Source organism: Stenotrophomonas bentonitica (assembly GCF_002887735.1).
GTDB lineage: Bacteria > Pseudomonadota > Gammaproteobacteria > Xanthomonadales > Xanthomonadaceae > Stenotrophomonas > Stenotrophomonas bentonitica_A.
Genome location: NZ_PKQP01000010.1, coordinates 1 through 23,712, shown reverse-complemented (window position 1 = coordinate 23,712; position 23,712 = coordinate 1). Strand labels below are relative to the sequence as shown.

Annotated in this window: 21 protein-coding genes and 1 pseudogene; 11 read left to right on the top strand and 11 right to left on the bottom strand. The window is 65.9% G+C overall.

Features of this window, described 5'->3' with window-relative positions:
* Positions 1 to 287 precede the first annotated feature (287 nt).
* The 3 genes from C0R07_RS16225 to C0R07_RS16215 all read left to right on the top strand — a co-directional run bounded on the left by C0R07_RS16225 (position 288) and on the right by C0R07_RS16215 (position 2,397).
* Complete coding sequence (locus tag C0R07_RS16225) at positions 288 to 1,247, top strand: cation diffusion facilitator family transporter (RefSeq protein WP_046273381.1); 960 nt, start codon at positions 288 to 290, stop codon at positions 1,245 to 1,247.
* An 85-nt stretch (positions 1,248 to 1,332) separates the two neighbouring features.
* Complete coding sequence (locus C0R07_RS16220) at positions 1,333 to 2,076, top strand: SOS response-associated peptidase (RefSeq protein ID WP_167390396.1); 744 nt, start codon at positions 1,333 to 1,335, stop codon at positions 2,074 to 2,076.
* A 150-nt stretch (positions 2,077 to 2,226) separates the two neighbouring features.
* A complete protein-coding gene (locus C0R07_RS16215) occupies positions 2,227 to 2,397 on the top strand; it encodes a CsbD family protein (protein ID WP_019184192.1) in 171 nt (56 codons plus the stop codon).
* A gap of 214 nt (positions 2,398 to 2,611) precedes the next feature.
* Here the strand turns inward: C0R07_RS16215 and C0R07_RS16210 are convergent, their stop codons facing one another.
* Positions 2,612 to 3,535: an NAD(P)/FAD-dependent oxidoreductase gene (locus C0R07_RS16210; RefSeq protein ID WP_102789445.1), complete on the bottom strand. Its 924-nt coding sequence runs from the start codon at positions 3,533 to 3,535 to the stop codon at positions 2,612 to 2,614.
* 250 nt (positions 3,536 to 3,785) lie between these two features.
* On the opposite strand from C0R07_RS16210, the gene C0R07_RS16205 reads away from it, so the two are divergent.
* Positions 3,786 to 4,718, top strand: coding sequence for a DUF6624 domain-containing protein (locus tag C0R07_RS16205; protein WP_102789444.1), 933 nt, complete (start codon positions 3,786 to 3,788; stop codon positions 4,716 to 4,718).
* Between the two features lie 334 nt (positions 4,719 to 5,052).
* Positions 5,053 to 7,209, top strand: coding sequence for an arylsulfatase (locus C0R07_RS16200; RefSeq protein WP_302476399.1), 2,157 nt, complete (start codon positions 5,053 to 5,055; stop codon positions 7,207 to 7,209).
* Between the two features lie 123 nt (positions 7,210 to 7,332).
* On the opposite strand, the gene C0R07_RS16195 is transcribed toward C0R07_RS16200, so the two are convergent.
* The 7 genes from C0R07_RS16195 to C0R07_RS16165 form a co-directional block, all read right to left on the bottom strand.
* A complete protein-coding gene (locus tag C0R07_RS16195; RefSeq protein ID WP_083298854.1) occupies positions 7,333 to 7,671 on the bottom strand; it encodes a helix-turn-helix domain-containing protein in 339 nt (112 codons plus the stop codon).
* Positions 7,672 to 7,842: 171 nt separating this feature from the next.
* Complete coding sequence (locus C0R07_RS16190; RefSeq protein WP_070474567.1) at positions 7,843 to 8,259, bottom strand: hypothetical protein; 417 nt, start codon at positions 8,257 to 8,259, stop codon at positions 7,843 to 7,845.
* A 162-nt stretch (positions 8,260 to 8,421) separates the two neighbouring features.
* Complete coding sequence (gene fabF, locus C0R07_RS16185) at positions 8,422 to 9,699, bottom strand: beta-ketoacyl-ACP synthase II (RefSeq protein WP_102789443.1); 1,278 nt, start codon at positions 9,697 to 9,699, stop codon at positions 8,422 to 8,424.
* A 36-nt stretch (positions 9,700 to 9,735) separates the two neighbouring features.
* Positions 9,736 to 12,801 carry an efflux RND transporter permease subunit gene (locus C0R07_RS16180; protein ID WP_102789442.1) on the bottom strand — a complete coding sequence of 1,022 codons (3,066 nt, stop codon included), beginning with the start codon at positions 12,799 to 12,801 and terminating at the stop codon, positions 9,736 to 9,738.
* The gene (locus C0R07_RS16175) at positions 12,798 to 13,910 is read right to left on the bottom strand and encodes an efflux RND transporter periplasmic adaptor subunit (RefSeq protein ID WP_070474557.1); all 1,113 of its coding nucleotides are present in this window, start codon (positions 13,908 to 13,910) and stop codon (positions 12,798 to 12,800) included. Before C0R07_RS16175 ends, C0R07_RS16180 begins: the two co-directional genes overlap by 4 nt.
* 62 nt (positions 13,911 to 13,972) lie before the next feature.
* The gene (locus C0R07_RS16170) at positions 13,973 to 14,602 is read right to left on the bottom strand and encodes a TetR/AcrR family transcriptional regulator (protein WP_070474555.1); all 630 of its coding nucleotides are present in this window, start codon (positions 14,600 to 14,602) and stop codon (positions 13,973 to 13,975) included.
* A gap of 89 nt (positions 14,603 to 14,691) precedes the next feature.
* Entirely contained in the window at positions 14,692 to 15,273 is a 582-nt protein-coding gene (locus C0R07_RS16165; protein ID WP_070474553.1) for a TetR family transcriptional regulator, read from the bottom strand.
* Between the two features lie 219 nt (positions 15,274 to 15,492).
* Here C0R07_RS16165 and C0R07_RS16160 point away from each other — a divergent pair, with 219 nt between their 5' ends.
* The 5 genes from C0R07_RS16160 (at position 15,493) to C0R07_RS16145 (ending at position 20,143) form a co-directional block, all read left to right on the top strand.
* Positions 15,493 to 16,275, top strand: coding sequence for an SDR family NAD(P)-dependent oxidoreductase (locus C0R07_RS16160; RefSeq protein ID WP_070474550.1), 783 nt, complete (start codon positions 15,493 to 15,495; stop codon positions 16,273 to 16,275).
* The gene (locus C0R07_RS16155) at positions 16,272 to 17,270 is read left to right on the top strand and encodes an NADP-dependent oxidoreductase (RefSeq protein WP_102789440.1); all 999 of its coding nucleotides are present in this window, start codon (positions 16,272 to 16,274) and stop codon (positions 17,268 to 17,270) included. Before C0R07_RS16160 ends, C0R07_RS16155 begins: the two co-directional genes overlap by 4 nt.
* 171 nt (positions 17,271 to 17,441) lie before the next feature.
* On the top strand, positions 17,442 to 19,580 hold the full coding sequence (locus C0R07_RS16150; protein WP_102789439.1) for a TonB-dependent siderophore receptor: 2,139 nt from the start codon (positions 17,442 to 17,444) through the stop codon (positions 19,578 to 19,580).
* An 8-nt stretch (positions 19,581 to 19,588) separates the two neighbouring features.
* Positions 19,589 to 19,726: a hypothetical protein gene (locus C0R07_RS19950; protein ID WP_167390395.1), complete on the top strand. Its 138-nt coding sequence runs from the start codon at positions 19,589 to 19,591 to the stop codon at positions 19,724 to 19,726.
* Between the two features lie 54 nt (positions 19,727 to 19,780).
* A complete protein-coding gene (locus tag C0R07_RS16145; RefSeq protein ID WP_102789438.1) occupies positions 19,781 to 20,143 on the top strand; it encodes a hypothetical protein in 363 nt (120 codons plus the stop codon).
* Between the two features lie 5 nt (positions 20,144 to 20,148).
* Here the strand turns inward: C0R07_RS16145 and C0R07_RS16140 are convergent, their stop codons facing one another.
* A complete protein-coding gene (locus C0R07_RS16140) occupies positions 20,149 to 20,832 on the bottom strand; it encodes a thermonuclease family protein (RefSeq protein ID WP_070427420.1) in 684 nt (227 codons plus the stop codon).
* A 135-nt stretch (positions 20,833 to 20,967) separates the two neighbouring features.
* Complete coding sequence (locus tag C0R07_RS16135; RefSeq protein ID WP_146027627.1) at positions 20,968 to 22,212, bottom strand: MFS transporter; 1,245 nt, start codon at positions 22,210 to 22,212, stop codon at positions 20,968 to 20,970.
* A gap of 104 nt (positions 22,213 to 22,316) precedes the next feature.
* On the opposite strand from C0R07_RS16135, the gene C0R07_RS16130 reads away from it, so the two are divergent.
* On the top strand, positions 22,317 to 23,282 hold the full coding sequence (locus C0R07_RS16130) for an AraC family transcriptional regulator (protein ID WP_102789437.1): 966 nt from the start codon (positions 22,317 to 22,319) through the stop codon (positions 23,280 to 23,282).
* Between the two features lie 311 nt (positions 23,283 to 23,593).
* Here the strand turns inward: C0R07_RS16130 and C0R07_RS16125 are convergent.
* A pseudogene (locus C0R07_RS16125) lies at positions 23,594 to 23,712 on the bottom strand (IS3 family transposase); the annotation flags it as partial.

The window sequence follows — 23,712 nt, the reverse complement described above, 5'->3', positions numbered from 1 at the left end:
CTTGAACTGAAAGGCATCGCAGCAGCAGGGGGACCGGCAGGCAGCGGTCGGCCGGCCGGCCGGTAGGGGGAGAGCAATTTAATCCACGCGGGGCCAACTCCATGTCAACGCCCGCAGCCGTAAACGAACGCTGCCCACGGCCACGGATTATCCCGCGCCACGGGCGGCGGGTACAGCCCCGGCCGCTCAGCGCCGCACTGCCGCCCGGCCTGCCAGGCCCGGACGTGCACGCGCCCGGGACGCGCCGTTGGCGATGATGCCGCACCCTCCCCACCCCCGCCTCCGCCATGGCCAAGCCGACTGGCTCCCGTCTCGTGATCTATGCCGCGCTCGCCGGCAACCTGGCCATCGCCATCGCCAAGTTCGTCGCCGCCGGCATCTCCGGCAGTTCGGCCATGCTCAGCGAGGGCGTCCACTCGCTGGTGGATACCATCAACGAGCTGCTGCTGTTGTACGGCCTGCGCCGGGCCGAGCAGAAGCCGGACACCCTGCATCCCTTCGGCCATGGGCGGGAACTGTATTTCTGGAGCTTCATCGTGGCGCTGCTGGTGTTCGCCGCCGGTGCGGGCGTCTCGGCGTATGAAGGCATCCAGCACATCCGCAACCCGGAGCCGGCCACCAACCACCTGATCAGCTACATCGTGCTGGGCATCTCGCTCGTGTTCGAAGGCACCTCGTGGTGGATCGCGCTGCGCGAATTCCGCGCCACCAAGGGTTCATTGGGCTACTTCGAGGCATTCCGCCGCAGCAAGGATCCCTCCACATTCACGGTGCTGCTGGAAGACAGCGCCGCCCTGCTCGGCCTGGGCTTCGCGCTGGTCGGCCTGCTCGCCGCGCAGCTGCTGGACATGCCCATCCTTGATGGCGTCGCTTCGCTGTGCATCGCCGGTGTGCTGGCGGTCACTGCCTTCCTGCTTGCACGCGAAACCAAGGGGCTGCTGGTGGGCGAACCGGCGCACCCGAGCGTTGCCAAGCGCATTCTCGCCGTGGCCAACACCGATGCCGACCTGCGCCGTGCCAATGGCGTGACCACCATGCAGATGGGACCCGAACAGGTCGTGGCGATGCTGAGTGCCGAATTCGAAGATGATCGCACCACGCCGCAGATCGAGGCGTGCATCACCCGGATCGAGAAAGCGGTGAAAGCCGAGTATCCCGAGCTGGTCGCCTTGTTCGTCAAGCCGCAGACGCCAGAAGTGTTCCAGGCGCGGCGGGCCGCGCTGGCCGAGCCGCATCCGGACACATGAGCGCCGAGCACAGCAGGCAGCGCCCGGGTGAGCAATGCCGGCGCTGCCTACGAGGCCATCACGGATATCGTCGGATGCTCGGCCCATGCGCCGTTTCGCACAAGCCATCGCCGACACCGAGTCACTCCCCGCCGGACTGCCTGCCGCGCTGGCGCGGACGCTGGCCGCCGGCCCGGACCACTACAACATCGCCAATGGCAGCGTGGCCACGGTGCTGGCGCGCGACCACGACGGCTCCATTGCCGTGGCCGACATGGTGTGGGGGCTGGTGCCGCGCTGGTCCAAGGAACCGGCCACGCCCTATACCACGGTGACCGCACGGCTGGAGCGCGCGCCACGCAGCCGCATCTACGCGCAGGCCTGGGCACAGCGCCCGTGCGTGCTGCCCATGACCGGCTATTACAAATGGGACCGCGCGCGCCGGCCGCCGTGGCCGCTGTTCGTGCAGCGCAAGGACGGGCTTGTCCTGCTCGCCGCCGGCCTTTGGGAACACTGGGAAAGCGAGGATGGCCAGCAGCTGGACAGCTTCACGGTCCTGACCGGGCCGAACCACGCGATCCCGGCCCCGCTCACGCCGGATGGACCGATCTTCATCGCACCGGCCACCGCACTGGACTGGTTGAGCGGCGCCTTCAGAACGCCCGCGGCGCTGAACGCCCGCGCCACTACGCCCGCACTCGAGGCCTATGCGGTCAGCCGCGCGTTTCGTGATCCCGCGCGCGACGATTACACGCTGTTGGAACCTGTCGATCCGGATGCCGCCGCAGCCATCACCGAACCACCGCAATGGGATGGCGATGCGTGGGATGAGCGCGATGCGGATGAATGACGTGCAGCGCGCGTGAGCGTCAACCTTTCCGGCGCTTGAACGGATTCCGCATCACCAGCGAATTTCACCTTCGCGCCACTGCCGCCCCGTCAGGGTGGAGATGCCCAGCAACACGGGCCCTCTCTCTCTAACTACATTGTGGAGTCAACCATGGACAAGAATCGCACTGAAGGCGCCAAGAACCAGGTCAAGGGCACCGTAAAGGAAGTCGTGGGCAAGGTCACCGGCGACAAGACGAAGGAAGTGGAAGGCAAGATCCAGAAGGGTGTGGGTGAAGTGCAGAGCGACGTGGGCAAGGCCCGCGACGACGCGCGCCGCTGAGTCTCATCCCACGGCTCTCTGACCGCATCAGCGGCAGGGGGCAGTGGGAGGTCAGCTGAGCGCCGTATCAGGGTGTTTTTCATCTGCCACGCCTTCCATCCGCCGTGTTCTCCACCGGCGTAGGCGATTCGGCCTCTGAGCAACAGCGCGGCATGGAACAAGCCTGGCTGCTCCAATTCCGTTTCTTCCAACGATGCGGCATCTCCCTCGGGCGCTATTCCAGCAGCCCCATCAGGGAGTGGTGCACCGCCACGCCCGCCAGCGCCCCCTCGCCCACTGCCAGCGCGATGCTGCCTGCCATCCGGGCCGCGTCGCCGCACGCAAACACGCCCGGTACCGTGGTCTGCTTGGCCGAATCGGTGGTGATGCACCCGCCATCCTTGAGCTCGCAGCCCAATTGCTCGGCCAGATCACTGGACAATCGCGAATGCGGTGAAATGAACAGCGCATCCACCTCCACCCGGCGCCCATCGGCGAGCACCACGGTGGCGCTGTCTTCCACCGCGCGTACGCGGGTCGATTCGATCACGACGCCGCATGCGTCCAGCCGTGCACGCTGTGCGGGATCGATCCTCGCGGAGGCCTCGCTGCAGAACAGCGTGATGTTGCCCCAGTCGCACAGCAGCAGCGCCTGCGCCGCACCACCATCCTTTGCGCAGCCGATCACCCCGATGCGCCCTTCGAACACCTCGTAGCCGTGGCAGTACGGGCAATGAAAAACGCTCCGGCCCCAACGTTCGCCGATGCCCTGGATGTCGGGCAGATCATCGGTTACGCCGTACGCCAAGATCACCCGATCCGCCAGAAACGCCTGGCCGGCGTCCACCTCGACCCGGAAGGTCCCGCCCTCTTCCGATGCAGTTGCCATTACCGTAGCAGAACGGGCAATACCGGCGAGCCAGGTCAACGAGGGATAGCGCAACAACTCTTCGCGGGCCTGGGAAGCGATATCCGCCGGCGGCAGCCCCTCCCGCCCAAGGAACCCATGCGCGACGCGCGCATTCCGGTTGCGCGGCGCCCCCCCGTCGATGATCAGTACTTTGCGGCGGGCACGCACAAGCTGCAGCGCGGCGGACATGCCCGCGTAGCTGCCACCGATGATGATGACGTCGTAACGATGGGGAGGCAGATCGGCCATGGCGCTGTCCCGGGCGTTGGGAGAGTGACGAATGCGCCAGAGTGCGGGAGCCTGGATCAACGCCGTGCGTGCTGCGCGTGAGCCTGGGCATCACACCGCCCGCACGATCCGGCAGGCTGGAGGGACCGGCATGTTCTTCGACTGCTACTGCCCACGCCGTGATCGCACCGCTTCGGCTCGCGCACGCCAGGTTCAATTCCGGGGGCTGAAGCCGCTACGTTGTCGGTGCGTTCACCAAGGAAGATCACCCATGCACGGAAGGCCAATACGACCCATAGCAACCCGGGCGGCAACGCTGACGGTCGCCCTGTTCGCCGCTGCCGCTGCCGCGGCTGCCGCCGCCGAGCCGGCCAGCTTCTTCACCGCGCTGGATGCCTACGGCAACAACGACTACGCCGCCTGCGGCGCCACGTTGAGTGACCTGTACACGCACGGCATCCCCTTCCCCGACGGAGGCGAGCTGCTGCTGATCGAATGCACGGCGGCAGCCGGCGATCATGCCGCGGCGTTTGCGTACGTCGATGCGCTGCTCGCCAGTGGTCGCCTGCCACTGGAGGAACTGCGGACCAAACAGCGTCCCGGGCTGAATGCGCTGCGCGCCGATCCCGCATGGCCAGCGGTGCTGCAGCGGGTCATCGCCGAAGAAAAGAAGCACGAGGCGCTGCGCGATGCGCCGTTGAGGCAGGCCTTGCTCGCACGCGAGGCAAAGGACCAGACCGCGCAACATGCCGCCATCGCCGCTGGTGGCGGCGATGCGTGGCGGCAGACGGCGCCGGTGAGCGAAGCCAATGCAACGTGGTTGAAAGCCGTGATCGCCGAAAAGGGGTGGCCAGGCACGACGCGGGTCGGCCGCGACGGGGCCAAAGCCGCATGGCTGATCGTGCAGCACGCCGACCATGACCCCGCGTTCCAGGCGCAGGCGTTGGCGTTGATGCAGACCGCCGCCGAGACCGGCGATGCCGACGCCGCGGATGTAGCGCTGCTGACCGACCGGGTGCCCATCGCGCAGGGCAAGCCGCAGCGTTACGGCACGCAGTTCAAGAGCGCCGCCGACGGCGTGATGGAGCTTCAGCCCACCGAAGACATGCAGACCCTCGACGCCCGGCGGCGCGCGGTGGGACTCCAGCCTCTGGAGGCCTACAAGGCAATGCTCTCGGATAGCTACGGAAAACCGGTGAGATAGGTTGGCCGGCCACCGGCGGTAAATCGATCCGGCGCGCCGCCGCCAGTACTTCTACCTAGGCCGTGGCCCGTCTATTTTCGCGTGCCAACGCAGACCCCGCTGGCCACACTGGGGCCTCAGTCCATCGAGGCGCGACCATGAGCCAGGAACTCCCCGGTAGCATCCTTCTGATTCCCGACCAGGCCTACCAGGGCCCCCTGTCGTTCGATGCGAAAAAGCTTGGGGTCAAGCTTCCTCCCATCACGGCAAAGCGCCCGCCGGACGGCGCACCCAATGTCCTGCTGATCATGTTCGACGATGTTGGCTTCGGTGCCGCCAGCGCGTTCGGCGGCCCGTGCATACGCCCACCGCCGATCGGCTGGCCAATAGCGGCCTGCGCTACACCCGCTTCCACACCACCGCCCTGTGCTCGCCCACGCGCGCCGCGCTGCTCTCCGGCCGCAACCACCACGCGGTGGCCATGGGCCACATCACCGAGACCGCCACCCCCGCGCCGGGCTATCGTTCGACACGGCCCAATTCGGTCACGCCGCTGCCGGAAATCCTGCGCCAGAACGGCTACAACACCGCCCAGTTCGGCAAGTGCCACGAAGTGCCGGTGTGGGAGTCCGGACCGACCGGCCCGTTCGACCATTGGCCGGCCTTCAGTGGCTTCGAGCGTTTCTACGGCTTCATCGGCGGTGAAACCAACCAGTGGACGCCCGCACTGGTCGATGGCGTCTCTGCCGTGGAGGCGCCGCTGGATCCGGACTACCACCTGATGCCGGACCTGGCCGACAAGGCCATCGACTATGTCCGCCTGCAGAAGAGCCTGACGCCGGACAAACCTTTCTTCGTGTACTTCGCACCCGGAGCGACGCACGCCCCGCACCACGTCCCGAAGGACTGGATCGCCAAGTACAAAGGCGCGTTCGATCAGGGCTGGGATGCCATGCGCACCGCTACCTTCGCGCGCCAGCGCGAGCTGGGTGTCATCCCCGCCGATGCCGTGCTCACCCCGCGGCCGGAGGGCATTCCGGCATGGGAGGACATGCCGGCCGAACTCAAGCCGATCCTCGCGCATCAGATGGAAGTCTATGCCGCCTTCCTCGCGTACGCCGACCACCATACCGGCCGCGTGATCGACGCGCTGGAGGAACTTGGCGTTCTCGACGACACGCTGGTGTACTTCATCATCGGCGACAACGGCGCCTCCGCCGAGGGCGGCATCAACGGCGCCTTCATGCTCACCACCGCCTCCAACGGGGGCGCCGAGTACGAGACCGCAGCGTTCTGGCAGCAGCACCTGGACGAAGTGGGCGGACCCACGGCCTACAACCACTACGCCGTCGGTTGGGCGCATGCGTTGTGCACGCCCTACCAGTGGACCAAGCAGGTGGCCTCGCACTACGGCGGCACGCGCAACGGCACCATCGTGCATTGGCCGGCCCGGATAACCGGCAGTGGCGAACTGCGCAGCCAATGGCACCACGTGATCGACGTGGCGCCGACCATCCTGGACCTCGCCGGGCTGGCACAGCCGCATACGGTCAACGGTGTCACCCAGGTACCGATGCACGGCGTTTCCATGGCCTACACCCTCAACGACGCCGATGCCGAGGAGCGTCACCTCACCCAGTACTTCGAGATCATGGGCAACCGCGGCATCTACCACAACGGGTGGACCGCGCAGACCAAGCACCGCACCCCCTGGAATGTGGTGGCCAAGGGCGTGGATTTTTCGCAGGACGTCTGGGAACTGTATGACACGACCAAGAACTGGACCCAGGCCGACAACCTGGCCGCCGCGCAGCCGGACAAGCTGGCCGAGCTGCAGCAGCTGTTCCTGATCGAGGCGGTTCGCCACAACGTCCTGCCGATCGACGATCGCGCCGCCGAACGCATGAATCCCGAACTTGCCGGACGTCCCACGCTGACCACCGGCGACAGCCTGCGGCTGTACCCCGGCATGACCCGCCTGGGCGAGAACGTGGCGATCAACGTCAAGAACCGTTCCTACGCGGTAACCGCCGAGATCGAAGCGGCCGCCAGTGGCACGCTCAACGGCGTGATCGTCGCCCAGGGCGGACGCACCGGTGGCTGGTCGTTCTTTGCCGAAAACGGCAAGCTGGGCTACCACTACAACCATTGCGGACTGCTGCGGAAGACGGTGCTGTCCGAGGCCGACATCGGCACCGGCCGCCATCAGGTGCGGGTGGAATTCGCCTACGCGGGCGGCGGCATCGGGCGCGGTGGCACGGTCACCCTGTACATCGACGGGAAAGCCTCAAGCACCGGCGAGGTGGAGCGTACCCATCCGCTGTACTACTCCTTCGATGAGGGCCTGGACGTGGGCATCGACACCGGCATGCCGGTGTATGAGGGCTATGTGACCGAGCGCGGCAGGTTCAACGGGGTCATCCACTGGGCGGAGATCCAGCTGGATCAGGATGACCACTCGCACATGATCGATCCGGAGGCGCATCTTGAGGCGGTGATGCGGCACCAGTAGCGGCCGAGCTGACAGGGCCGTCAGGGACCGCCCGGCGCCGGGCGGGAGGCCGGCGTGGGCGTGGGAGCGAGTTGTTTCTGGACCCGCGCATGCTCCTCGGGCTGCGTGCGAACGAACGAACGACTACGTCGCCTTGCGCCGGACATTGGCGAGGTGCGCCTCCTGCTCCTTGGCGGACATCCTGCTGAACTGGCGGATGAGCTCCGCGAGGTCATCCGTCTCCGCGTACAGATAGGCAACGGAAACCCCCAGCACAGACGCGATCCTCTGCGCTGTCTCGATATCGCAATTGTGCACGGCCCGTTCGTATCGGTTGATGCGAACGCCCGCCACGTCTTCCGGTAATCCCACAAGCACCCCCAACGCGCGTTGAGACAAGCCCTGATCTACCCGGCACGCCTTCAAGCGGCGGGCGAATACAGAGCGGATCGAGGTAGGCGTGCGGGTCATGGCAACAAGCATGACCCGGACCTACGCTGAACGTAAATTACGTTCAACGTAGGTCCGGGTGCAAGGCCAGAAACGTCATCGGCGCCACTGCTTTTCTATAGCGCCCCTCGGACATCGACCTTCCGGTCGACGATGGTCGACGTGTCGATACTTCCCGTGAGGAAGCCCTTCCCAGGACAAGGGTCAGATCCTGATGTTCATCTCCCCGGATGCTTCGTTTCGACCCATCGGTGAACGCGGTATGTGCAGGGACACAGGCGGATGGGACCCGCCGTCAACAGCCATCGTCGACATCTCTGGAGAAACCGTGCTGCTCTGTTGAAAGCCTTCCTGCACCGCTGCAAGCAATCGGCTGGCACAGCGCACAGCGCTTCCCAGGGCCGGGTCCAGCCCGACGAGGTAGACGAAGCAGCCGTCGAACTTCGCCGACGCGGTCTCCAGGCCCTCCGAGTACATCATCTCCCGCTTGAGCGCCTTGAACCAGCGCTTCGGTGGCTCGGCGGCCAGCTCGATCACGACGGCGGCTTCGCCGAAGCCCAGCGGCATCGCTTCGATCCTCAGCACCTGGGGGTTTGACGGGGTCTTTTGTCTGGCGGCCATTGCCCTTCTCCTCTGGAACAATGACGGAAAAGTATCCTCAGCAGGCGCCAAGAACGCGTCAAAATCTGCTGACCGCCTGCGCTATTTCTCTGCAACTGCAGTGGCGCTGCGTAGCCGCGCAGGAAAAGCGCGACGGCGGCATCGCCTCTGGACTGACGGTGCTCACAGGCGCCTGAAGAGCGCACTGGCATTCACTCCGCCAAACCCGAACCCGTTGGTCAGGGCGTATGCGATGTCCGCCTCTCGGGGCACACCGCCTACGATCGAGAGCCCGTCTGCCAGCGGATCCGGTTGGACCAGGTTGAGCGTCGCGGGGGCGACCTGATCACGCAGGGCAAGCACGGTAAAGATGGCCTCGATGCCGCCTGCCGCCCCGAGCAGATGGCCGGTGCTCGACTTGGTGGCGGAAATCAGAAGGTCGCCACGGGTGCCGAACAAGGCACGCATGGCGGCAAGCTCCGCCCGATCCCCGACCTGGGTCGAGGTTGCGTGGGCGTTGATGTGGTCAACCTGCTCAGCGGCAATACCCGCCTGCGCCAACGCGATCTCCATCGCGCGGCGTGCCCCGCTGCCGTCGTCAGGACCGGCGGTCAGGTGGTACGCATCCGCGGTCGTACCGTAGCCGACCAGTTCGGCCAGCGGCCTGGCGCCCCGCGACAGGGCGTGATCCAGTCGCTCGATCACCAGCAACCCGGCGCCTTCGGACATGACGAACCCGTCCCGCTGCGTGTCAAACGGGCGGGACGCGGCTGTGGGTGTGTCGTTGAACGCGGTGCTGAGCGCCTTGGCAGCGGCGAAGCCGCCCAGGCTGACGCGGTGCATCGCCGCTTCCGCACCGCCGCACAATGCGATATCCGCTTCGCCGGACCGGATCAGGCGCGCCGCATCACCGATGGCCTGCACGCCCGCCGCGCAGGCCGTAACCGGCGCGCCCTGCGGGCCCTTGAACCCGTACCGGATGGACGCCTGCCCCGCGGCCATGTTGGCCAGGAAGGTGGGTGCAGTGAAGGGCGACAACCGGCCAGGTCCACGGCTTTCGGTGGTGTGGACCGCATTGACGATGGAACCAAACCCACCGATCCCCGTCGCAATCACGGTCGCCGTTCGCAGCAGGCCACGCTCATCGGCTGCGTTCCACCCTGCCTGCGCAAGCGCTTCGTGGGCGGCCACCAACGCGAACTCGACAAACCGATCCATCTTCTTCAGATCTTTCGGCGCGATGATGCCGCCGGAATCGAAGCCCGCCTCAGGATCCTGTTCCCGGTCCGGCACACGGCCGCCTACGTTGCAGCCCGTTCCGGCCGAAAGCGCCTCGCCCAGCGGGCCAATCCCGGAGCGTCCCGCCAGCAGGCGCGACCACACCGTTTCCACTCCGCACCCGAGGGGGCTCTCCACGCCCATCCCGGTCACCACGATGCGATCTTTCTCGGCAATGCTCATCACTCACTTCCCATATAAAAGAGGTCCCGGCCGCACTCAGGCAACAGGGGGCGTTTCCGCTCGGACCTTGAACCAGATGGCATACATCGCCGGCAGGAACACCAGCGTCATCACGGTGCCGGCGATGGTGCCGCCAATCAACGTGTAGGCAAGCGTTCCCCAGAACACGGAATGGGTCAGCGGAATGAACGCAAGCACCGCCGCCAGGGAGGTCAGAATCACCGGGCGGGCGCGCTGGACGGTCGCCTCGATGATCGCGTGGAAGGTCGCCATCCCTGCCATTTCGTTCTCGTGGATCTGGCCGATCAGAATGAGCGTGTTGCGCATCAGGATGCCCGACAGTGCAATGAGTCCCACCAATGCGTTGATGCCAAACGGCTGCTGGAACAGCAGCAGGGTCGGCACCACGCCGATCAGGCCCAAGGGGCTGGTCATGAAGACCATGATCATGGCGGAGATGGAGCGCACCTGCAGGATGATGATCAGCAAGGTGACCGCCAGCATGATCGGGAACAGCGGCAGCATGGCGCTCATCGCCTTGCCGGATTCTTCAATGGAACCGGCCTGGGCAATGGCGTAGCCGTCAGGCAGCGACGCGATGAGCGGCGCAAGCTGCTTGCTGATGGCCGCTGATACGTCCGGTGGCTGCAACGCATCATCGATATCACCCCGCACGGTGATGGTCGGCACACGGTCGCGCCGACGCAGCACCGGCTCTTCCATGCGAACCTCAACGGCACCGATCTGCGACAGCGGCACGCGCTGGCCAGCGGCGCCAACCAAGGTGAAATCCGCAATGCGCGCGGGGTCCAGGCGCGTGTCCCCGCCCGATCGAGCGACCACCTCCACGGTCCGGATGTCCTCACGAACGGCGGTGACCGGCACCCCGCTCAGGAAAAACCGCAACTGCTGCGATACCGACGCCGAGGTCATGCCCATCGCCTGCAGGCGGTCCTGGTCCAGCGTGAAGTGCAGCGTGGGCGTGCGCACACCCCAGTCGGTGTTCACGGTCCGCATCATCGGGCTGGCGTGCATGATCTGCTCCACCTTGGCGGCAATGCCACGAATGACATCCGGATCCGGACCACTGACCCGATACGCCACCGGATACGGCGAGTAAGGCCCGAACACCAGCTGCGTCACGCGCACGCTGGCTTCGGGCGCCAGGCCCTCTGCCACGGCCTGGCGAAGCCTCGCCTTCAGGGCATCGCGCTGTTCCTGGCTGTCGGTGCGGACCACGATCTTGGCAAACGCAGGGTCCGGCAGCTCCGGCGAAATGGCGAGGTAGAAGCGCGGCGCACCCTGACCGATGTAGGCCGTGACGATCTTCGATTCCGCCTGCGCCGACAGCCACGTTTCGACCTTCCTGGCCGCCAGGCTGGTCTGTTCGATGGCGGTGCCATAGGGCATCTGCACCTCGACCAGCACCTCCGGGCGATCAGAGATGGGGAAGAACTGCTTCTTCACCGCCCCCATGCCAACCACCGAAAGCACGAACAGGCCGATCACCGACCCTGCGGCAAGCCACTTGCGCGCAATCACCCGCGCCAGGATCGACCGGAAGCGGTTGTAGCGCGGCGTGTCGTAAAGGCTGCTGTGACCGCCCTCCACTGCCTTCAGGTCAGGCAGAAGCTTCACGCCCAGGTAGGGCGTGAAGAACACCGCGACTACCCACGACACGATCAGCGCAATGCCGACGATCCAGAACATGTTGCTGGTGTATTCACCGGCGGTGGACCGGGCAAAGCCATTGGGCATGAAGCCCACGGCCGTCACCAGGGTGCCGGCCAGCATGGGCGCTGCCGTATGACTCCACGCATAGGCCGATGCCTTGACCCGGCTGTAGCCCTCTTCCATCTTCACCACCATCATTTCGATGGCAATGATCGCGTCGTCTACCAGCAACCCCAGGGCCAGGATCAGCGAGCCCAGCGTGATGCGGTCAAAATTCTTTCCGGTGGCCGCCATCACCAGGAACACCGTGGCCAGCGTCAGCGGCACGGCAGCTGCCACCACGATGCCCACCCGCCAGCCCATGCTGACGAAGCACACCACCATCACCACCAGCAGGGCGACGAAGAACTTCATCATGAACTCGTCCACCGACGCGCTGATGTTCACCGCCTGGTCGGTGACCTTCTCCAAGGCCATCCCCACCGGGAGGCCGTCGTTGATCTTCTTGACCTCGGCGTCAAGCGAGGCGCCCAGATCCAGGCCGTTCCAGCCGTCGCGCATGACGATCCCCAGCAGCATGGCCGGCTCGCCCCCGTTGCGGATCATGAAGGTCGACGGATCTTCATAGCCACGCTTCACGGTGGCGATGTCCTGCAGCTTCAGCGTCCTGCCCTGCGCAACGATGGGGGTATCGCGGATCTTCTGCAGCTGATCCAGCGCGCCGTCGAGGCGGATGAAGATCTGCGGGCCCTTGGCCTCCACTGAGCCGGCGGGCGTCAACGCGTTCTGGCCGTTCAGCGCCGCGAACACCGCCTGCGGCGTCATCCCCAGGTTTGCCAGACGTTCGTGGGAAAGTTCCACATAGATTCGCTCGGACTGCTCGCCGATGATGTTGACCTTCTTGACGCCGGGAACATGCAGCAGGCGCTGACGAAGGGTTTCGGCGTCGCGTGCAAGCACGCGGAATGGTTCGCCCTTGGCCTTCAATGCGAACAGCGCAAACGTGACATCGGCATACTCGTCGTTGACCATCGGGCCGATCACGCCTGCGGGCAGGTTCGCGGCTTCGTCGGCCATTTTCTTGCGCGCCTGGTAGAACTCCTCCTGCACTGCGGACGGGGGCGTGCCGTCCTGCAAGGTCAGCGTGGTGAACGACAAGCCGGGACGCGTATAGGTTTCACTGCGGTCATACCAGCGCAGCTCCTGCAGGCGCTTTTCCAGCTTCTCGGCCACCTGGTCCTGCATCTCCGTGGGCGTGGCCCCCGGCCAGGCCGTCACCACGGTCATCACCTTCACGGTGAATGCCGGGTCTTCTGCGCGGCCCAACTGGAAAAACGACACGATGCCGGCAACCGAGACCAGGAAGATCAGAAAAACCGTGATGGCGCGCTCGCGCACCGCAAGCGCCGACAGGTTGAACCCACTCACGGGTGGGCTCCCTTGCCCGCTGTGGCGGTGGCCGTGGCGGTATCGGCCAGACGAACCACCTGCCCTTCGTGGAGCAGGTGCGCGCCCAGCGCGGCCACGCGGTCGGATGCTTTCAACGCGCCCTCAACCAGGGCCAGGTCGTCCCCCAGCCGCTTGACCACTACCGGCGTCCAACGGGCGCTGAGTGGCTCGCCCCCGATCACCCAGACGCCGGTTCCGGTGCCAGGATCAAACACCGCGCCCAACGGGACCTCAACGCCCCCCGCCTCACCTGCGGTGCCTTCAACCGCTACCGTCACGGTAGACCCCAGCGGCAATACGGTGTTGCCGTCCTCCAGGGTGTAGCGGGCTTCAAAGGTGCGGGTTGCAGGGTCTGCCGATTCGGAGAGCACGCGCAACCGTGCCGGCATCGAAACGCGCGCACCAAACAACGACGCCGATGCGGCCGAGCCGATCTGCGGGCGAAGCGTCTCGGGCAGTTGGACCACGGCTTCACGACTGCCCGCACGGGCAAGCCGGGCGACGATCTGCCCCGCCGCCACTACCTGGCCGGGCTCGGCCAGAACGGCCATGACCACCCCATCGGCATCGGCAACAAGCGCGGTGTACTGACTGGCGTTGCGTGCCACCCGGGCCTGCGCGTCGGCCGCCTTGAGCTGCGCAGCCGCCGCGTCTGCCGCCGCCTTCATCTGATCGTACGCCGAGCGGGACACCACGCCCTTGGCTGCCAAGTCGCGATAGCGCGCCTCGTCCGCCGTGGCCTGCACGCTCTGCGCACGGGCCGCGATGACGGCCTGCTGCTGGGAAGCTGCAGCCAGATTCAGGTCGAGCGGATCCATCCGATAGAGCACGTCGCCGCGCTTGACCGTCTGTCCCGTCTCAACGCGGCGCTCAGTGACCTTGCCTCCCACCCGGAAGGCCAGATCGCTCTGCACCCGTGCGGCGATGGTGCCGGTGAAGGTGCGCGCGTTTCCGATGCCCGGCTGCACCTGCGCCACCCGGACGATCGGCGGTGCGGTTCGGGGGTCGCTTTCACCCGGCTTGCTGCAGGCCACAAGGAACAACGGAACAACACAGGAAATGGCTGTGAGTACAGAACGGCGCCGCATACGGTCTTCCGGAGTGGGATATCCGGGCGCATTCTGTTCCTAGTGACCAATCCAGTCAATAGTCACTTGGGTGGCATCGCAAGGCTCCGCAGGACCAGTTGGTGCAGAGCCTCGGGCGCTTCCGCATGCAGGGCCGATACGTGCGGCAGCGTCACCGGGTTCAGGTAAGGCACCAGAACCTGGTAGACGGCGCGGCTGGTGTCGCCCAACGGTGTCGTGCTCTCGAACACCCCGGCAGCGCGACCTTCCTGGACGATGTCCTCCACCCGCTGGCGGATGCGGTGCTTGTACGCCTGGACGGAGGGCCAATCGTCCGTCGCGGCCGCGACCGCGATCTCATACAGTCGCCGATCCTGCAGGAACAGGCGAAGACTGGACGCCACAATCACGGTGAACAGCGCGCGGAGCCTCTCCGGCGGCGCCTGGATACCCTCCAACGCGTCATCTACGTCGCGTTCGATCTGGCTGAGGCAGTTGGCGCAGATCACCTCACCGATCGCCTGCTTGGAGGTAAAGAACTTGTAGATGTACGCCTTGGAAAAGCCGATGGCTTTGGCCAGGTCGGACACCGTGGTCTTGTCGTAGCCGTAATGGCTGAAGTGCGCGGTGGCCGCCTCGATGATCTGGGTGCGCACATCGTGCTCGGCGGGGCCACGCCCGGCATCGGGCACTGCGGAGGTTGAAATAGGCATACCGCAAGGGTAGCGCTGCCAGATAGAGCGGGCAAATAGTGACCAATCGGGTATGGGTTCACCATCGCATGGGGCTCGCCCGACACGCGTCAGGGCGCAGACACCCCTGACATCCGCGCCAGCACATCCGCCCGGCAGACATCCAGAAGTTCGTCCGCCATCGCCGAATCGTCCGGGCAGGACCGGGACAGCACCATCGCCCCTACAGCCTGCGCCATCAAGGCGATCCGCCGCGCGCGCGCCTGTTCGGCCGTGGCGGTGTCGGCCTGCTCTTCCCGGGTGGAATCGGCCGCCAGCTGCGCCTCGATGCCTGCCGCAAAGGCCGCCTTGACCGCGGCCGGCTGACGCGCCGCGTCGGTGCACAACGCTGCCATGGTGCAGCCCTGGCCCGGCGCGTCCCGGTGCTCACGCGAAAGGTAATGGCGCACGAAGCTCTCCCGGTCCGTGCCGGCCGCGGCCTCGGCCGATCTGGCCAGGCCGCAGCTCGCCGCCTCGGCCATCAGGTCGGCCTTCGACCCGAAATGCTTGTAGAAGCCGCCGTGGGTGAAGCCGGCAGCCGCCATCAGATCGGCCACGCCCACGCCGTCGTAGCCCCGCTCCCGGAACAGCGTGGAGGCGGTGTCGACGATGTGCGCCCGGTTGGCCTGCGCCTGTGCCTTGGTGACCTTCATGACCCGGTCTCTCTTCACGCTCTGCCTTGGTGAAGCGCACTTTACCACGATAGATGACTACCATCATCAAACCGTTGACATCTAAGATGACGGTCATCATCATTGCTGCGCACCGTCAGCCGTCGCCACCGCCGGGCGGGACTACCCCGCGTTGACCGATACAACGCCCCGGTAAGCCGTCGACAACGCCCTGCCGCCCCCCCTTCCACGAGACACACCATGAGCCAGCTTCCCACCGTCCTCATCACCGGCGCCTCCAGCGGTATCGGCACCGTCTACGCCGAACGCTTCGCGCGCCGCGGCCACGACCTGGTGCTGGTCGCGCGCGACACGGCCCGCCTGGAGTCGCTGGCCGCCCGCCTGCGCCAGGACACCGGGGTCGCCGTAGACGTCCTGCCGGCCGACCTCACCGTGCGCACCGATCTGGCCACCGTGGAAACCCGTCTGCGCGACGATGCCTGCATCGGCATCCTGATCAACAACGCGGGCGTGGCGCAATCCGGCGGCTTCACCGACCAGTCGGCCGACAGCATCGATCAAGTGGTCACCCTCAACACACTCGCCCTGACGCGCCTGGCTGCGGCCATCGCCCCGCGGCTGGCCAACGCCGGCGAAGGCGCGATCGTCAACATCGGCTCGGTGGTCGGCTTGGCGCCCGAGTTCGGCATGTCCGTCTACGGTGCGAGCAAGGCCTTCGTCCTGTTCCTGTCGCAGGGGCTCAGCCTGGAGCTGTCGCCCAAGGGCGTTTACGTGCAGGCCGTGCTGCCCGCAGCCACCCGCACCGAGATCTGGGAGCGTGCCGGTATCGACATCAACACGTTGCCCGAAGTGATGGACGTCGGCGAGCTGGTCGATGCCGCCCTGGTCGGCTTCGATCGCCGCGAAACCGTGACCATTCCGCCATTGCATGTGGCCGCCCGCTGGGACACGCTGGAGGCATCGCGCCAAGGCCTGATCTCGGACATCCGCCAGGCGCAGGCAGCGGAGCGCTATCGCCCATGAAAGCCTTCCTCATCGACCGCTATGGCAAGAACGAAACGGGCCATATCAATGACGTGCCAACGCCAGCGCTGCGCGACGGCGATGTGCTCATCCTCGTGCACGCGGCCAGCGTCAACGCGCTGGACCCCAGGATCCGGCGTGGCGAATTCAAGGTGATCCTGCCGTATCGCCTGCCGCTGATTCTGGGCAACGACCTGGCCGGAACGGTGGAGCGCGTGGGCGCCGGCGTTTCCCAGTTCAAACCGGGCGATGAGGTGTATGCACGTCCCGACGATGACCGCATCGGCGCGTTCGCCGAGTTCATCGCCGTCAACGCCGCCTCCGTGGCCCTCAAGCCCGCCAACCTCACCATGGTAGAGGCCGCCTCGCTGCCGCTGGTCGCGCTGACTGCATGGCAGGCCCTGGTGGAAACCGCCCAGCTGAAGCCCGGGCAGAAGGTCTTCATCCAGGCCGGCTCCGGCGGCGTCGGCACCGTGGCGATCCAGCTGGCCAAACACCTTGGCGCGTTCGTTGCCACCACCACCAGCACGCCCAACGTGGGATGGGTAAAGGCGCTGGGCGCGGATGTGGTCATCGACTACCGGCGGCAGGATTTCGCCGCGGACCTGCGCGACTACGACGTGGTGCTCAACAGCCTGGGCAAGGAGGAACTGGAGCGCTCGCTGCAGATCCTCAAGCCGGGTGGCCACCTCATCTCCATCTCGGGCCCGCCCACGCCCGCCTTCGCCGCCGCGCGTGGCTTGGCTTGGCCGCTCAAACAGGTGATGCGCCTGCTCAGCCACGGCATCCGCAGCAAGGCCAAGAAGAAGGGAGTCACGTATACCTTCGTCTTCATGCGAGCCGATGGGGCGCAATTGAGCACCATCACCTCGCTTGTGGAATCCGGCGCGATCGCACCGGTCATTGATCGGGTGTTTCCGTTGCAGGACACCCAGGGCGCGCTGGCTTACGTGGAGAGCGGGCGGGCGAAGGGCAAAGTGGTCGTGGAGCTGTAACGCCGGAGCGGCTCAAGCGCGCGCTATCCCGTGGCCTTGCGCCGCACGTCCAGGAGCAACGCGACTTGCATTATCGGGCGCTGCACCGCCTTGGGGTGATGCAGCCGATTGAGCGACTGAGGCTGCATGTTAATATTTCTCATTCGCAACTACGCCCCCCCCCTGCCCCCGATGACCCGCCCGTCGCTTCGTCTCTCTGCCCTGGGCCTGCCCCTGACCTTCGCCTGCCTTTCGGCACACGCCGCTCCTCCCTCCTCCCCCGATGTGCAGCAGCTCGACGCCGTTCAGGTCCTCGGCCGCGCCCAGACCCTCTACCGGGTCGACGACGCCGCGGTGGGCACGCGGACGGATACGCCGCTGGCGCTGGTGCCGCAGTCCATCCAGGTGGTGCCGCGTGAGCTGATCGAAGACCAGGCGGCCCGCCAGATCACCGACCTGTACCGCAGCATCAGCGGCATCAGCTTCTTCAGCTACGCCGGCGTGACCCTGCGCGGCTTCCGCCAGGAAAACGTGCTGTATGACGGCCTGCGCGGCGACCCCTATGCCGGTTTTTCGGTCCCGCAGCTGTTCAACATCGAGCGCGTGGAGGTCCTGAAGGGACCGGCCGGCGCCCTGTACGGCGGCGGTGATGCCGGCGGCGTCATCAACTACGTGACGCGCAAGCCGAAAGCCACGCCCGAGCGCCGCATCGAACTGCAGGCCGGCAACAACGATTTCCGTGCTGCATCGATCGAGGCCACCGGGCCGATGAACGCCGCTGGCAGCGTGCGCTACCGCGCCGGGCTGTATGGCGACACCGAGCAGGGCGTGCGCTGGAACGCGGACAGCGAAAGCGTGATCGGTGATGCATCGCTCGCCTTCGACGTGGGCGACACCGGCGAGTTGACCCTGCAGTTCACCGACATCACCCAGAACCTGGGCGGCAACCGCCTGCGCGGCGTACCGGTGGACGACAACGGCAGTTTTCTGACTGACCGGCGTTGGAACCACAACGAAGCCACCGACTTCCTCGACATGCGCGCCAAGGTGGCGCTGGCGCAGTACCGCTTCTCGCCCAGCACCAACCTGGACGTGGATGTGGGTGCGCGCTGGTTCGAGAACAACGAGCACCAGATCTACCACGAGCCGATGGGGCTGATCGACCGCAACCGCGACGGCATACCCGAATGGATGACCCGCCAGCTGCGCAACCAGATCCGCGACAACGATGCCTTCACCGCCAACGCCAACGCAGTGTGGCGTGTCAGCACCGGCCGCATCGAGCACAAGGTGCTGTTTGGCGCCGATGTGTACCAGCAGGATGCCGACTTCACCGCGCAGACGGCCAACAGCGCGGACCTGGCGCGGGGTGCCGGCCCGGTGCCGGGCATCGACCTGTTCCACCCGGTGTATGGCGCAAGTTCGTGGCGCGACTACAACCTGGCCGCCCTGCCCTGGCGGAGCACGAGCACGCGCAGCAAGCGCTATGGCGGCTACCTTCAGGACGAACTGACGCTGACCCCGCGCTGGCATGTGCTGGCCGGACTGCGCTGGGACGGGTTCAAGGACGATGACCGCATTGCCGGCACCGCGGTGGATGGCAACGACATCAGCTGGCGGCTGGGCAGCACGTACACCGTGCGGGAAGGCATCAATCTCTACGCCAACATCGCCAGCGGCTTCATGCCCCAGAGCGCGGCCAACCAGAGCGCCGAGGCGGGCGGCCCGTTCGATGCCGAGCGCAGCAGACAATGGGAAGTCGGGTTGAAATCCCTGCTGGCCGAGCGCGTCACCTTGAACCTGGCCGCGTACCGGATCGACCGCAGCAATATCGTGCAGGCCACCGGTGAGATCGTGGACGGCGTCAACCAACTGGCCGCCCTGGGCCTGGTGCGCAGTACGGGCATGGAGCTGGACCTGCTGGCCGATGTCACCGACCGCTGGGTGCTCAACCTCACCTACGCGTACAACGATGCGCGGGTGAAAGATGCCGGCAGCAACGGCATCACCAATGCGTCCGGCGATCGCTTCGCCAATGCGCCGCAGAACAAGCTAGGCTTGTGGACACGCTACGACCTGCCGGCAATCCGTTCGGCCATCGGTTTCGGCGCCGATTACGTGGATGAGCGCGTCAGCCTGGATGGCCAACGGGTGAAGCCGTACACCGTGTTCGACATGAGCTGGAAGACCCAGTGGCAGCAGTGGCAGTTCCAGGCCAACGTCAAAAACCTGTTCGACAAGGTGTACGCCGCCAGCGGGTTCACCGAGCGCACCGGCCACTTCCCGGGTGAGCCGCGCCGTGTGTACGTGCAAGCTGCGTACACCTTCTAGGCCCGACCATGCCACTGGCCAAGGGCATGACGGCCGTGCGCTGCCCCTGGCGCGCAGCGAGGCAAGGCATGGGCCGCTGGCGCTGGATGTGGCTGGCCCTGCTGCTGGTGTGGGCGTCACTGGTGCCGATTGAGGCCATGAAGTAGAAGCACTCACCCGTCGAACGATGGCATCCTGCCTGTTCGCGCTGGAGAACAACGATGCGGACGACGGGAAATCTTCTTGCAGCAGCGGCTGTCACGCTGAAGGTCGGCGTGGTGTTCTGGGTGCTGGTGGCCTGGCGGACACCCGGCGGCGAGCCTTGGGATGCGCCGGCGTTCTGGACCGTCGTCTATCCCATCGCACTGGCTATTGCCGCGGTTCTAGGCGCCTGCTTCCCCCGCAACGCGTGGCTGTGGGGACTGTTGCTCATGGCGCTGCAGGTGCCGGTAGTGGCCGTGGTCTCGGGCGTTGGTCCGTTGTTGCTGGCCGGACTGGTGTATGCACTGGTGCTGGCGTTGCCTGCGATGGCCATCGCGGCAGCGGCGGGCGCGCTGCGTCGCCGCCTGCATGAGAGGGTTTGAGACGCTCAGCGCTTGGCCGCCTGCCACCCTGCCCGCACTGCGTCGGCAGGGCTGCAGAACATGCGCTCGCCGCGGCTCGTGTCGATACTCGTGCGCGCGTAGTCCCGCTGGCCCGGCACGTGGTAGATCTTCTTGCCTTGGCGGGAGATGTTGCCCTTGATTTGGCATCCGCCCGGCGCCGGCTGCGTGGCCACCGGGGCGTGTCGCGCGGCCTGGTCACGCTTGCTGCGACGATAGTCGGCTGGCATCTGGAACGGCCCCTGCCAGAGGTTCCGCTGGTGCTGGCGCGCGTCGGCTTCGTCTGCGATGAATGCCGTGGCGTACTGGCGGTACGCCACCGCCCAACCGGAGCGCACCATCCACCGATTGACCGACGCCCCCTGGACAAAGCACTCCGCCACCACCCTGCCGTAGCGGTCCGTGTCCTTGGGCTGGCAACGAACGGTTTTTTCCAGCAGATAGCCGTCCAGCGCGGCGGCTGACCGACGCCCACAGGGCCAAGTGCGCCCATCTTTACCGGTGCATTGCTGCGCGCTTTCCGGCGCATCGATGCCCCACAGGCGGATGCGCTGCTTGGCCACGGTGAGGGTGTCCCCGTCCGTGACCGTCGCGCGGCCGACCAGCTCTGCTGCCACACCAGGAACCGACGCAGAAACCAAAAACAACACCACCAGACCTTTCAACACCATCAACAACAACGTCCTTCAAGTGCACGCTCGGGAGCGAGCGCCAGTTAAAACAGGGCCGAGCACTTTAGCGGAAGCGAAGACAGGACGCCGACTACATCGACAGTCCTTCACTCCCGACGTGCATTCCTGGTGTGCCTAGATATGAAACGCCGGACCCGCCGACAACGGCGCCGAGCTCACCCTGACCCGGAACGCGATGAGCAGGCTGGCGAGGAGCATCACCGCCGCGGCAACGACAAGGACTGCAACGATGCCGCCCAGCCCGAACACCACGCCACCCAACGCGGCGCCCGCTGCGATGGACGACTGCACCGCAGCGACCACCATCCCGCCGGCACTCTCGGCCTGGTCAGGCACCGCACGCGCGACCCAGCTCGACCACGCAACCGGCACGCCGCCGAAGGCCAGACCCCACAGCGCTACCAGGATCGACAGCCCGCCGACGCCCACCGGCAACAGGAGCATGCCCAGCGCGGCTACGCCAACCAAGGCAGGCATGAGCACCAGCGTGACTTTCAGACTGCGCTCCATGAGCCAACCGGCCAGGAGAGTGCCAACGAAATTCGCCACACCGAACCCGAGCAGGATCAGCGCCAGGCCATCGGCGCTCATCTGCCCCAGGCTCTCCAACGTGGGGCGGATGTAGGTAAAGAGCGAGTACTGACCGGTGTGCGCCAGGACGCAGCCCAGCATGCCGACCGCAACGCCCGGGCGGCGCAGCAGCGCCACCACCGACTGCGGAACTGCCGCCTGGCGCGGGGCCATCCGGGGCAGCGTGAACCACTGGAACGCAAACGTGAGTCCACCGACCGCCGTCGCCGCCCAGAAGGCGCTGCGCCAACCCAGCAGCCCGCCAAGGTAGCTCCCCAACGGAACCGACACCACCGTGCCGACCGCAATCCCGCTGAAGATGATGGACAGCGCGCGAGGCACGCGCTGGGCCGGCACCAGCCGCATGGCCACGGCCGCTGCCATGCTCCAGAAACCGCCCAGCGCGATGCCCAGAAGGACCCGCATCACCAGCAGCACGCCCATGCTGGACGACAACGCCACCAAGGCGTTGGAGAGGATCATCAGGGCCGTGAAACTCAACAGCACCAGGCGCCTGTCTATCGAGCGGGTCAGCCGCGGCACCAACAGCCCAGCGAACAAGGCCACAACCGCAGTGACCGTCACCGCTTGCCCGGCCAGCGCCTCCGACACCCCCAGGTCCGCCGCCATCGGCGTCAACAGGCTGGCAGGCAGATATTCCGCCGTGAGCAGCCCGAAGACCCCCATGGCCAGCGAAAACACCGCCACCCACGCCGATGAAGAAGGCTCCCCGCTCCCCCTGTCCACAGAATCAGGCGTGTTCGCGACATCAACTACGTTATTGCTCATCACAGATCCCAGTGCATTCGTGCAGCCGAGAGTCTAGGGAGCCCAGCCAGGATGATCTATGATTGCCCGACCTGTATTTTTGATCGAAACCCCGGACCGTCTCAATGAGCCACATGCCAATCCGGCCCACCGACCTGATCAGCGAACTGCTGACCGGCATGCGGCTGCATGGCGTTCAATACCGGCGCATTCAGACCGGGCCGACCTTCGGGCTTGGCTTTCCCTCGAAGCCAGGCCATGCCTACTTCCATTACCTGGCAGTGGGCACGGCGATTCTTCGTGGCGCAGACGGCAGCCAACACCGTCTATCCGCCGGGGATGTCGTGCTTCTTCCCCGCGGAGACGAACACGCGTTGCTGTCGGGCGAGGACCATCCCGTCCAGTGCCTGGAAACGATCGACGCAGCCCCGTTGGGCGACGCGGTGAGCGGAATAGACACGTGCCCGAGCACACATGCCGTGCCCAGCGCCGTGCTCTTCCACGGCTGCATGGTGTTCGATCTGGGCGGCATGCAAGGGTTGAGCAAGGTGATGCCGGCGGCGATGTTGTGCGATGGCAACGCCACGCAGTTCCCGGGGCTGTTGCCGATGGTCGACGCGATGAAGCGCGAGGTGTGTTCCGGACGCATTGGCTATGCAGGAATCCTCGCCCGGCTGGCGGATGCAGTGGCCGCCATGATTGTCCGTGACTGGGTCGAGCGCGGTTGCGACGGCGCCTCCGGCCTGGTCATGGCCCTGCGCGACCCGCGTCTGTCACTGTCGTTGCTTGCCCTGCACAAAGACCCTGGGCGTGACTGGACGGTCGAAGCGCTGGCTGCGGAATCCAACATCTCACGGTCTGTCTTTGCGGAACGGTTCCAGACTGTCATGGGAACCGCGCCGCTGCGATATGTGACCGAGCTGCGTATGCACTTGGCCAGTCAATGGCTGAGCCACCAGAACCTCTCCATCGAGGTGGTGGCAGAGCGTCTTGGGTACGCGTCGCAGGCGGCTTTCAGCCGGGCTTACAAGCGTGTTATGGGGTACTCGCCTGGTGCGACTCGGCGGGGGCGTGGGTTGGCCTCTGTGTAGGAGCGCGGCTAGCCTTGGGTCTGCAAATTGGTCATTGGCGGAGACAGTGGGACTAAACAACCCCAACACTAACCCATTGCTCTTAATGAAGAACTCTAGCCAGAATGTGTCCTGGTGAGTGTCCTTCCAGTCTATTGCCAAAGTGCATTGACTCAAGCACAGCGATGTCGGCTGGCGTTGGTTAGGGCGTCAATTTAATCGGCCGCCGCTGCCTCCACACCTGAATTGACGTCAAAGCTCCATCCGCACCCAGAGCAGACAATCAAATTTTGCTCGTAAAGCTTGAACAAGGACTCGTTGTCCGACGTCCCCCCGGAAATTGCCCGCTCCACTTCGATGGCAACAGCCTCGTGGGTGGCGTCGTCGACGATGGTCAGGCACTTGATCACCCGGCCTTCCGCGGTGCGGTCGAACACGAAGTCCATCGACC

Coding starts and splice junctions, on each gene's coding strand:
- C0R07_RS16190 (WP_070474567.1), bottom strand. CDS start 8,259: ATGGCCGCCAGACAAAAGACCCCGTCAAACCCCCAGGTGCTGAGGATC.
- C0R07_RS16150 (WP_102789439.1), top strand. CDS start 17,442: ATGACCCGCCCGTCGCTTCGTCTCTCTGCCCTGGGCCTGCCCCTGACC.
- C0R07_RS16210 (WP_102789445.1), bottom strand. CDS start 3,535: ATGGCCGATCTGCCTCCCCATCGTTACGACGTCATCATCATCGGTGGC.
- C0R07_RS16215 (WP_019184192.1), top strand. CDS start 2,227: ATGGACAAGAATCGCACTGAAGGCGCCAAGAACCAGGTCAAGGGCACC.
- C0R07_RS16135 (WP_146027627.1), bottom strand. CDS start 22,212: ATGAGCAATAACGTAGTTGATGTCGCGAACACGCCTGATTCTGTGGAC.
- C0R07_RS19950 (WP_167390395.1), top strand. CDS start 19,589: ATGCCACTGGCCAAGGGCATGACGGCCGTGCGCTGCCCCTGGCGCGCA.
- C0R07_RS16145 (WP_102789438.1), top strand. CDS start 19,781: ATGCGGACGACGGGAAATCTTCTTGCAGCAGCGGCTGTCACGCTGAAG.
- C0R07_RS16220 (WP_167390396.1), top strand. CDS start 1,333: ATGCGCCGTTTCGCACAAGCCATCGCCGACACCGAGTCACTCCCCGCC.
- fabF (WP_102789443.1), bottom strand. CDS start 9,699: ATGAGCATTGCCGAGAAAGATCGCATCGTGGTGACCGGGATGGGCGTG.
- C0R07_RS16170 (WP_070474555.1), bottom strand. CDS start 14,602: ATGCCTATTTCAACCTCCGCAGTGCCCGATGCCGGGCGTGGCCCCGCC.
- C0R07_RS16175 (WP_070474557.1), bottom strand. CDS start 13,910: ATGCGGCGCCGTTCTGTACTCACAGCCATTTCCTGTGTTGTTCCGTTG.
- C0R07_RS16195 (WP_083298854.1), bottom strand. CDS start 7,671: ATGCTTGTTGCCATGACCCGCACGCCTACCTCGATCCGCTCTGTATTC.
- C0R07_RS16155 (WP_102789440.1), top strand. CDS start 16,272: ATGAAAGCCTTCCTCATCGACCGCTATGGCAAGAACGAAACGGGCCAT.
- C0R07_RS16160 (WP_070474550.1), top strand. CDS start 15,493: ATGAGCCAGCTTCCCACCGTCCTCATCACCGGCGCCTCCAGCGGTATC.
- C0R07_RS16130 (WP_102789437.1), top strand. CDS start 22,317: ATGAGCCACATGCCAATCCGGCCCACCGACCTGATCAGCGAACTGCTG.
- C0R07_RS16225 (WP_046273381.1), top strand. CDS start 288: ATGGCCAAGCCGACTGGCTCCCGTCTCGTGATCTATGCCGCGCTCGCC.
- C0R07_RS16140 (WP_070427420.1), bottom strand. CDS start 20,832: ATGGTGTTGAAAGGTCTGGTGGTGTTGTTTTTGGTTTCTGCGTCGGTT.
- C0R07_RS16205 (WP_102789444.1), top strand. CDS start 3,786: ATGCACGGAAGGCCAATACGACCCATAGCAACCCGGGCGGCAACGCTG.
- C0R07_RS16165 (WP_070474553.1), bottom strand. CDS start 15,273: ATGAAGGTCACCAAGGCACAGGCGCAGGCCAACCGGGCGCACATCGTC.